This window comes from Glutamicibacter sp. V16R2B1 (assembly GCF_005774635.1).
Taxonomy (GTDB): Bacteria; Actinomycetota; Actinomycetes; order Actinomycetales; family Micrococcaceae; genus Glutamicibacter; species Glutamicibacter creatinolyticus.
Window position 1 is genome coordinate 132,272 of sequence record NZ_VATX01000013.1, and the last position, 8,679, is coordinate 140,950.

At 63.2% G+C, this 8,679-nt stretch carries 9 protein-coding genes and 1 riboswitch; of the genes, 6 read left to right on the forward strand and 3 right to left on the reverse strand.

Features of this window, described 5'->3' with window-relative positions:
- Positions 1 to 31: 31 nt before the first annotated feature.
- Together FDN03_RS09625 and FDN03_RS09630 are read right to left on the reverse strand one after the other, a co-directional pair.
- The gene (locus tag FDN03_RS09625; RefSeq protein ID WP_349291711.1) at positions 32 to 1,084 is read right to left on the reverse strand and encodes a HAMP domain-containing sensor histidine kinase; all 1,053 of its coding nucleotides are present in this window, start codon (positions 1,082 to 1,084) and stop codon (positions 32 to 34) included.
- Positions 1,085 to 1,100: 16 nt separating this feature from the next.
- Positions 1,101 to 1,796, reverse strand: a complete 696-nt coding sequence (locus FDN03_RS09630) for a response regulator transcription factor (protein WP_138176379.1) — start codon at positions 1,794 to 1,796, stop codon at positions 1,101 to 1,103.
- A gap of 75 nt (positions 1,797 to 1,871) precedes the next feature.
- Between FDN03_RS09630 and FDN03_RS09635 the strand changes: the two genes are divergently transcribed.
- The 5 genes from FDN03_RS09635 to FDN03_RS09655 all read left to right on the forward strand — a co-directional run bounded on the left by FDN03_RS09635 (position 1,872) and on the right by FDN03_RS09655 (position 7,291).
- On the forward strand, positions 1,872 to 2,537 hold the full coding sequence (locus FDN03_RS09635; protein WP_249354478.1) for a M15 family metallopeptidase: 666 nt from the start codon (positions 1,872 to 1,874) through the stop codon (positions 2,535 to 2,537).
- Between the two features lie 116 nt (positions 2,538 to 2,653).
- Positions 2,654 to 2,770: riboswitch (SAM riboswitch) on the forward strand.
- A gap of 58 nt (positions 2,771 to 2,828) precedes the next feature.
- Positions 2,829 to 3,509, forward strand: a complete 681-nt coding sequence (locus FDN03_RS09640; RefSeq protein ID WP_138176381.1) for a hypothetical protein — start codon at positions 2,829 to 2,831, stop codon at positions 3,507 to 3,509.
- A 127-nt stretch (positions 3,510 to 3,636) separates the two neighbouring features.
- Positions 3,637 to 4,335 carry a 4a-hydroxytetrahydrobiopterin dehydratase gene (locus tag FDN03_RS09645; protein ID WP_249354484.1) on the forward strand — a complete coding sequence of 233 codons (699 nt, stop codon included), beginning with the start codon at positions 3,637 to 3,639 and terminating at the stop codon, positions 4,333 to 4,335.
- 196 nt (positions 4,336 to 4,531) lie between these two features.
- On the forward strand, positions 4,532 to 5,803 hold the full coding sequence (locus FDN03_RS09650; RefSeq protein WP_249354480.1) for an AI-2E family transporter: 1,272 nt from the start codon (positions 4,532 to 4,534) through the stop codon (positions 5,801 to 5,803).
- Between the two features lie 138 nt (positions 5,804 to 5,941).
- On the forward strand, positions 5,942 to 7,291 hold the full coding sequence (locus tag FDN03_RS09655; protein WP_138176385.1) for a D-serine ammonia-lyase: 1,350 nt from the start codon (positions 5,942 to 5,944) through the stop codon (positions 7,289 to 7,291).
- Between the two features lie 126 nt (positions 7,292 to 7,417).
- Here the strand turns inward: FDN03_RS09655 and bcp are convergent, their stop codons facing one another.
- Positions 7,418 to 7,894 carry a thioredoxin-dependent thiol peroxidase gene (gene bcp, locus FDN03_RS09660; RefSeq protein ID WP_138176387.1) on the reverse strand — a complete coding sequence of 159 codons (477 nt, stop codon included), beginning with the start codon at positions 7,892 to 7,894 and terminating at the stop codon, positions 7,418 to 7,420.
- Between the two features lie 222 nt (positions 7,895 to 8,116).
- On the opposite strand from bcp, the gene FDN03_RS09665 reads away from it, so the two are divergent.
- A complete protein-coding gene (locus FDN03_RS09665) occupies positions 8,117 to 8,431 on the forward strand; it encodes a 4a-hydroxytetrahydrobiopterin dehydratase (RefSeq protein ID WP_054820602.1) in 315 nt (104 codons plus the stop codon).
- Positions 8,432 to 8,679: the final 248 nt, after the last annotated feature.

Sequence of the window (8,679 nt, forward strand, 5' to 3'; positions counted from 1 at the left end):
CACGTTCTTTTAAATGACCGGCTCTGCAACGCTATCCCGGTAACTCAACGACAATCCGCAGTCCGCCAGAAGTACGCGCCGTCAACGAGAGCGAACCGTGGTGGGCTTTGACAATGCTGGCGGCGATCGCCAGTCCCAGGCCGACACCCGCTTCGTCGTCTGACCGTGCGCGCTTGGCGCTGCGCTGGAATGGCTCTGTCAGTGTGTTCACCAGCTCGGGCGGCAGGTGCTCGCCCGTATTCTCCACCGTCAAAATGCCCTTTCCTGCCGCGTTTCCAGTGCTGATCCACACCGTTCCGTTCTCAGGCAGATTGTGCACAATTGCGTTGTGAATCAGGTTGATGATCAGCTGTTGCAGCAGCGGGGGAGAGCCGTGGGTGGTCGCAACCTCGCTGGCGACTTCCAAGCCAACGAGGCGTTTTTCTGCCAGGGGCAGCAGGGTTTCGGTGGCTTCTTCGACCAGCAACGACAGGTCGACTATTTCTGGGGTAAAGGACTTCTGTCCGGCTCGGGTCAGCCACAGCAGCGACTCGGTCAGTTCGATGGCCCGCTTGTTGACTGTCCCCAACCGCTGGAGGAGCTCACCGGTGTCTATGTCCGTCTCTTTGCCGGCGACATCCAACAGTGTTTGGGTGATGGCCAATGGGGTGCGCAATTTGTGGGACGCATTGGCGGCGAATCGTTGCTGCTCCGCGACGTGTGCTTCCACTTCCTCCAGCATGGTGTCGAAGGCTTCAGCAAGCTCCCCGAATTCATCGTTGCGACCAGGGAGGTGAATCCGACGGGCGAGGTCGCCCTCGGCCACTGCGCGGGTGGTTTGCGTGATGCGATCCAAGGGGGCAAGCATCCGACCGGCGAGGAACCAGCCTCCAATGAGCCCAAAAACCAGCAGGAAGAGCAGCACGCCGGTGGCCGCGGGTCCAAAGGCATCAAGTAGATCCGAGCGGTTCGGGACGAAACCTCTAGCGCTGTCGATGTTCCCCTCGGGAACATAGCGCAGCAGGAAAACCCAGACGGCGGTGAGCAGCAGCGCGCCAGCCAACATCAGAAAACCGACGTAGCTTAAAGTGAGCTTCAGTCGCACGCTCAGTCCTTTTGGCTTATTCACTGTCCAACCCCATAGGTACTTCATTGTCCGGGGCTTCGACGCGATATCCGACCCCTGGAACTGTTGCGATCACCCACGGTTCGCCCAGACGTTTCCGCAAGGCTGAGACCGTAATGCGCACCGCATTGGTGAAGGGATCGGCATTCTCATCCCATGCTCGTTCCAGCAGCTCCTCCGCGCTGACCACTCCGCCTTCCGCCCCCATGAGGACTTCCAATACCGCGAACTGCTTGCGTGTTAAAGCCACATAGCGGCCTTCTCGGTAAACCTCGCGGCGAAAGGGATCCAGCCTTACTCCAGCTATTTCGCGGACCGGAGGGCGGTGATGAGCCCGGCGCCGACTCAATGCCCGCAGGCGCATCACCAGTTCCTGGAGCTCAAATGGCTTCGTCAGGTAGTCATCCGCCCCCAATTCAAAACCTGAGGCCTTCTCATCGAGCCGGTCGGCAGCGGTCAGCATCAGGATCGGCAAACCGGTACCGGAGGCCACGATGGAACGGGCCACTTCATCACCGGAGGGGCCGGGAATGTCACGGTCGAGGATGGCGATGTCGTAGGCATTGATCTCCAAAAGTTCCAAGGCCGTATCACCGTCCCCGGCAATATCTGCAGCGATGGCTTCCAAGCGCAATCCGTCACGGATCGCCTCCGCCATCAGGAGTTCGTCCTCGACGATCAGTACACGCATAGCCCCAATCGTACGAGCCGGAACATATTGCGGGCATATCAAAATTTCGATACGGCCCGGCAACAGGACGCCGCCTTGACTGGTTCCATGAGAAAAATGCGACCGGCCAAGAGCCGCAAGAAATCCCTCCTGACCAAAATCATCCTGGTGCTTCTGGCGCTGCTTACCACCCTGTGGGTGCTTGCGTTGGCCCTAACGCTCGGAACCCGCGGTGACTGGAGCCCCTCATCCATGGCGGCAACCGTGACGTCGGTGGTCCAGGGAGAACAAGAACCAAGGGCAGGTTCGTTAGGGGTGGCTGGCGGGGATGTGCCTTCAGGAACCACGCTGAAGTCCCGGATGCCAGCCGTGCACTACTTGAGTCCGGACCTGCGCGAGGCGATGAATGAGGCAGCAGACGACGCCGCCAAGGATGACATCAAGTTCATCGTCAACAGTGGCTGGCGATCGGAAGCATTTCAGCAGCAGCTGCTGGACGAAGCGGTAGACCGGTACGGGTCGAAGCGTGAAGCCGCCCGGTGGGTTGCAACTGCGCAGACTTCACCGCATGTTTCCGGCAACGCGATAGACATCGGATCCTATGACGCGCGGGCATGGCTAGACCAGCACGGTCGCTACTACGGACTGTGCACGGTGTACGAAAATGAGCCGTGGCACTTTGAGCTGCGCCCCGAAGCGGTCAGCCAGGGCTGCCCCGCCCCGTACACGGATCCGACAGAAGACCCTCGGCTGCAGCGCTAGAAACACGAATTAGGTGACAAGTGGACCGTTCCTTCGATAATGAACAATCCACAGTGAGCAATCGCGGCCTACGAGGACGCCAAACCGTCGGCCCGGACGCATAGGATGATTCCCAGGTTCACGAGCTGCAGCGATAAGTACCTGGCTTGCTGCACGGCAACCCTCCTCAACCGAGCGGGGTGCCCCAGGGGAAGAACCGGTCCGCGGCACCAGCCGCCGGGCAAGTCGGTGGATGCCGCGGCGGAGATAAATCCTCCGTCGCCGGGTCCTCCCATGCGAGGGGAACAACAATTGTCTGAAAACGAACGCAGCCAGCACGAGAACTTCAACAAGGAACATGCGCAGGACTTCGAGGTCTGGCGCCGGGAGCTTTACGGTGATGATGTTGTTGGCACGGAATCGGCCGCGAAGATCTATCAGGCCATGAGACTGCGTGCCGACGGCCGGGCCGAGCTGGTTCGGGGAGGCCCGCTAGAGATTCCGGTCGACAAGTACGGTCTGCCGGCAGGCGTCAAGGGAAATGAACCAACGGTAAGGAAACAACTGGACCTGCGGTGGGATGCCGCACTGTTGGAAAACCCGTACGCTCCACCGTACGTCCCGCGTCCGAAGGGAAATTGGCTCATCGTCAAGAGCCAACGGTCCGCAATGCTGCTGGATGGCGAACTGTATCGCGGGCATGACACGGAACGGTACATCAACAAGTGGATGCGCGCCGGGTTTACCCCGGAACTGTACTGTCTACTGCACGCGAAGCTTGAAAGCGTCGTGGAGCGCTGCCGGAGCAAGGCGAAGTGGGCAAGGCGTGAGGATTGGTTCGAGGGCCGGTTGGCCGAACTGAATCTTTCCAGCGGGAGCCTCGGCGCGAACGGCGCGAACCTCAACCCCGAGCACTGGCAGGACCTGCCGGGCCTGCTGGTCCGCCTGCCGATCTCGGTAGCGATGGAGAAGATCCTCCTGCTGGGTATGTAGACCGGGACAGGGGGCGGAGGCTTGCTTCGACAAGCGACGGCGCGTTGGACGCGCAACGCTGGCAATTGGCTAAAGGGCCTTCTTTCTTTTCCAGGGGCGCGGCAAGCTGAGAACGACCGTGGCCATCATGGTCACGGTCGTTGGCTCCATCCGCAGAGAGGCAAGAACAATGTCAGGCAAAGATGTGCTGTCAACAGACGAAATCCAGGCACGGCTCTCACAATTGCCGCACTGGCGCTACGGGCTGGGGTCCCTGCGGACCGCTTTCAAGTGCCCGAGCTCGGCCGCCGCGATTCAGCTCGTGTCGGCGATTGGCGCGCTGGCCGAGGAAGCCGGACATCATCCGGACGTCGACTGGCGTTATGACACGGTGTTCGTCAACCTGGTGTCCCACGATGTCGGCGGCGTGACATCACGGGACTTCACCCTGGCCACCCAGATCTCCGACCAGGCCGAAAACTTTGGTGCCCAAGTGGACCTGGGCCTGGTCCGGACGGTGGAAATCGCCATCGATACCGAAAACCCGCAACAGATCTCCAAGATCTGGCAGGCTGCCCTGGGCTATGAACAGGCGGCGGACGGTGCGCTGACCGACCCGCATGGCCGTGGCCCGGCCATCTGGTTCCAGGAGACCCAGACGCCGAACCAGAACCGATTCCACGTTGATGTGACGGTGCCCCACAGCCACAGTGGCGACCTGCTGGAAACGCTGAAAAGCACCGACGCGGAGTTCAACTACGAGTACGCGCCAAGCTGGGTGATTGTCACGGACAAGCAGGGCAACCGGCTGTGCATTTGCACCGAGGCCGAGTCCGGCCGCGAATAGGCGGTTGCGGGGTGCAGCGCCGCTGCATCTGCGGCGGCAGGAAGATGAAACGGTGATGTCGAGGGGAACGGTGCTCGACTGAACCGGCAGTGCAGGACCTAGCGGGCGCGACTGCTGCCCGACCCACTATTGGCCGATGGTAGGAGCGACCATGGCTTTCTTTCGCAGGCGTACATCAGGCAGCAGGAAAACACGGGTGGAGTCCTCCCCGCTGGATGAACAGGCGTGGGCCTCGGTTGAGCGCCCCGCGGTGACCTTCCAGGGATTGTGGACCGACCCGCTGGGCAGGCTCGGCACCCGGTGCCTGCAGCTGCTGATCATCGGCGTGATTGCGGGGCTGGTGGTCCTGGGGATGCTGCGGCTGACCCTGATCGTGATTCCCACCCTCATCGCCGTGATCCTCTCCTGCGCCTTGTGGCCGTTGGTGATTCGGCTGCGCCGGGTCATGTCCCCGCTCTTGGCCGCGTGGACCGTCTTCCTTGGCGCGCTGCTGATCCTGGGAGGCATCGGCACCGGGCTGGTGTTCTCGGTCATAAACCAGTGGCCCACCCTGGTCGAGCAGGCCGTGGAGGGGTTCAACCAGCTGAACTCCACCGTCCAAAACGTGGTGGGCGGACTGCCGTTCAGCATTGACGGGCAACAGCTGGATGACGCGGTGCAACGGGTGACCTCGTTCATCACCAGTTCCGAATTCGGGACCGGGGCGCTGCACACCCTCACCGCCGCCGGCAGCCTGGTCACCGGAACGATCCTGCTGCTGGTCATCCTGTTCTTCTTCCTCAAGGACGGTGACAAGATCTGGGCGTTCTTTGTCTCCTGGACGCCCGCCCACTTCCGGCACACCTGGATTCTTTCCGGGGACCGGGCGCTGCACACGTTTGGCGGCTATATTCGCGGCACCGCGATCGTGGCCGCCGTGGACACCGCAGGCATCACCCTCACCCTGCTGATTTTGCAGATACCGCTGGCGCTGCCGCTGGGGGTGGTTGTCTTCCTCGGCTCCTTCATTCCGCTGGTCGGCGCGACCGTGGTGGGGGTGCTGGCAACCCTGGTGGCGCTGGTGACCAACGGTCCGGTCAGCGCGCTGATTGTGCTGGCCGCGGTGATCCTGGTGAACCAGCTGGAGGGCCACTTCCTGCAGCCGGTGGTCATGGCGCACACCCTGAGCCTGCATCCCCTGGTGGTGTTGATGGCCTTGACCGCCGGAACCGTGCTGGGCGGAATCGTCGGTGCGGTGGTGGCCGTGCCGTTGACCGCGGCGGGGTGGCGGGTGGTGAAGGTGTGGACCGGCAGGGAAACCAGCGATCCGGTGCCCCAGGCCCGTGAAGACATTGAACATGTGGAGGAACTGCAGGAAGAGGAAACGAACGCTGCCGAACAGGAGAAGCAGGAAGCGGCCGAACTTGCCGAGCAGGCCGAGGAGCTGAGCGGGGAACAGCAGCCGGAGCGCCCCGAAGGCCGGGACTGACCTAATTTATTCGCGGGACCAAAAAGCAACATGTGCGTCCGCCGAACGCCCGGAAACGGCACTGAGCGGTCCTGCTGCCCGTGGTTACACTGGCAGCAGGACCGCTTAGTGCCAACCCTGGAAAGGACCACGGACACGATGACACTCAACATCGACAAGCTGCTGGAAGACCCGGTGGTCGAAGCCATGTCGCAGGGCAAGGAGACACTGTGGTTCCGTCAGAGCCACACCCCGACCGCGCAGGCCCTTGACTCCAGCGGACTGGACGCCGAGCTGATCGAGGACGCCCGACGGCGGTTTGAGCGCTTTGCCCCCTGGTTCGTGCGCCAATTCCCGGAAACCTCGATCAGCTACGGCATTATCGAATCCCCGGTGCACGGACTGCACCACCTGCAGGCCGAGCTGGATGACCGCCTGGGAAGCCAGCTGCCGGGCAAGTTGTGGATGAAGCGGGACGACATGCTGCCGGTGGCCGGTTCGATCAAGGCCCGCGGCGGGATCCACGAGGTGCTGCAGGTGGCCGAACGGATCGCGGTGGACTCCGGGGTGCTCAAACCCACGGACAACTACGCACGGTTCGCCGACGCGGACGTGCGCCAGGTGCTCGGGGATCACGGAATCATGGTCGGCTCCACCGGAAACCTGGGTCTTTCCATCGGGGTGGCGGCCGCCGCGCTGGGGCTGCGCACCACCGTGCACATGTCCGCCGACGCGCGCTCCTGGAAGAAGGAGCTGCTGCGTTCCCGGGGCGTGAGCGTGGTGGAACATCCCGGGGACTTCACCGAGGCGGTGGACGCCGGGCGGGCCGAAGCGGAGGCCGATCCGAGCGTGCACTTTGTGGATGACGAGAACTCGATGGCCCTGTTCGCCGGGTATTCCGCGGCCGCGCACCGGCTGGCCGGTCAGCTCAGGGCGCTGGAGGTGCGGATCGACCAGGAACATCCCCTGATGGTGTACCTGCCGTGCGGGGTCGGCGGCAGCCCCGGGGGAGTGAGCTTCGGGCTGAAGCACCTATTTGGGGATGCGGTGCGTTGCTTCTTCGCCGAACCCACGCATTCCCCGGCGGTGACGCTGGGGGTCCGGACCGGTCTGCATGAGCGGATCAGCGCGTTCGACCTGGGATTGGACGGCAAGACCGCGGCCGATGGCCTGGCGGTGGCGCGTCCCTCTGAGCTGGTGGGCCGGGCGCTCGCCGACGTGGTGGATGGCTATGCGACGGTCACCGACCAGAGGATGCTCGCCCTGACCGCGCTGCTGGCTGACTGCGAGGACATTCGGGTGGAACCCTCGGCCACGGCCGGTCTGCTGCTGCCCTGGCGGGTGGCGGGCGATCCCGATTTCCGTGGAACCAGCGGGCTGAGCGAAACCCAGTGGGCCAACGCCACGCACCTGGTGTGGTCCACCGGTGGGGCGATGGTGCCGGAGAAGGAAATGGACGGGTACCTCCTAGAGGGACACCGGGAGCTGGAGCAGGTCCAGCTGGGCTAGGTCCGGGCGCACCATCCCTGGGATTGCCGGGCAGGGAACGCAAATGCCGCGGGTGGGCGAAGGAATTCTTAGTCCACCCGCGGCATCGTTGCTCAGGCGCTTCAATTTACTGGAAGCGCGGCCGTGCTACACCCCGAGGGTGTCGCGCAGCCGGGCCACGTGGCCCTGGGCATCCACGCCGTATTCGGCGTGGCTGATGTTCCCCTGGGCATCGACCACGACGGTGGAGCGCAGGGTGCCATCGAAGGTGTTGCCGTTGACGGTCTTTTCACCGTATGAGCCGTAGGCCTTGGCGACCTCGTTGTCCGGGTCGGAGAGCAGCGGGAAGGTCAGGGACTCATCGGCGGCGAACTTGGCAATGTCCTGCGGGCTGTCCGGGGAGATGCCCAGCACGCTGTAGCCGGCGCCCTGCAGCGAGTTCAGGTTGTCCCGGAATTCGCAGGCCTCGGTGGTGCAGCCCGGGGTTGCGGCCTTCGGGTAGAAGTAGACAATGACGGACTTGCCGGCGTAGTCCGAGAGCGAGACGTCCTGACCCTCGCTGTTCTTCAGGGTGAACGCCGGAGCCTGCGCGCCGGTCTGCAGGGGAGTGGAGACTGCAGCCATGGGAAAACCAACTTTCATCTAGCGGGAAATTATTTTCATTCTAGTGATATGTCCCTCTATTTTCTAGGGCAAGTTAACGATGTTGCGTCCGCTTTCCCGGCTGCCCGCGTTCTTCCGGGTGCGGGTCTATTCCCCACACCGGACGCATCGGGTGGCACACTGGAAGCATCTGACCGCCCGAACACCGTCCTGGCCTGATTCACTGTGAAGCCGAGGAGAGCCATGTCCCCTGACGAAGTGCTGAACACCGAGGAGCTGGAGCGCAACCTGCAGCGCCTGCCCGGCTGGAGCTATGAGGCGGGCACGCTGCGGACCCGGGTTGCCTGTGCCAGCGCGCAGCAGGCGATTGACCTGTTTGCCGAAATCGCCGAACTGGCGCAGCAGGCCGAGCACCATCCCGACGTGGACTGGCGCTATGACAAGCTGCTGATCGCCTTGACCTCCCATGACGTGGGCGGGAAGATCACCGCCCGGGATGTGGCCCTGGCCCAGCAGATCAGTCATGCGGTGCTGGCCGCGCAGGCGGACCTTGGCTAGGGCGTTCGCCCTGCGCTAAGGCACGTCATTCTGGGCTTTTGCCGCTGTTTTCCCGACGCGATCCGTGAAATGGTGGGATATATCCGCGTCCCGTGGTGGCCTTGCGGATTCCCCAACGTTGAAGGAGCAGCATGTCGACCTATGCAGTGACCAACCCCGCTACCGGAGTCGTAGAGGCAACCTACCCCACCGCCAGCGACGCCCAGATCCAGGAGGCCATTGGCGCGGCCCACCAGGGCTTCACCACC